Source organism: Polaromonas sp. P1_G2, from assembly GCF_056405515.1.
Map to the genome: position 1 here is coordinate 1 of NZ_JBFUBY010000781.1, position 562 is coordinate 562.

Sequence of the window (562 nt, forward strand, 5' to 3'; positions counted from 1 at the left end):
TATTTGCGGTGACCGGCATCTCTCGAATTGGCTATGGCGTAATAAATTCCGAGCATTCTCTATCAGCGGTTTGGTGTCCGATGCAGACGGCCGTCAAATCGTCTTCGGCCGGTTTGAAAGGGCTACCTGGATGGCTTGCGCAAGCGATGCTTCGAGGAAAGGTTTCTGCAAGACGACCGCGCCCGGCGTCAGTTTGTCACCGCGAAGCCTTTCGCCGCTCATGTAGATATGCGGGATGAAACCATCCGGCAGCAGCGCTGAAACGACGTTTATGCCGCTGCCCTCGCGCAGATGAAAATCGACAAGCATGAGATCGGGTTTGTATCTGCGGGCTGCGGCCACCGCGGCGGCTTCTGTCGTTTCTATCGAACACACCTCATAGCCCATCTCGACGAGAAGGTCTTCGAGATCAAGCGAAATGAGCGGCTCGTCTTCGACGATGAGGATGCTGCGTTTCTTCGCCGCCTCAGGTCCATCGATCTCGGGAAGTGCCGGCTGCATAACGCACTCTCCTCAGTATCTGCTGACGCAGCCATCGGAGCCGACGAGGAACGTCGTCGCC

At 56.9% G+C, this 562-nt stretch carries 1 protein-coding gene; it reads right to left on the bottom strand.

Going from position 1 to position 562, the window contains the following annotated elements:
- Nucleotides 1-93: 93 nt before the first annotated feature.
- Complete coding sequence (locus AC1D0P_RS27550) at nucleotides 94-501, bottom strand: response regulator (protein ID WP_477679636.1); 408 nt, start codon at nucleotides 499-501, stop codon at nucleotides 94-96.
- Nucleotides 502-562: the final 61 nt, after the last annotated feature.

What these genes read in the sequence shown, in the direction of transcription:
- AC1D0P_RS27550 (WP_477679636.1), bottom strand. Translation starts at nt 501, where the DNA reads ATGCAGCCGGCACTTCCCGAGATCGATGGACCTGAGGCGGCGAAGAAA.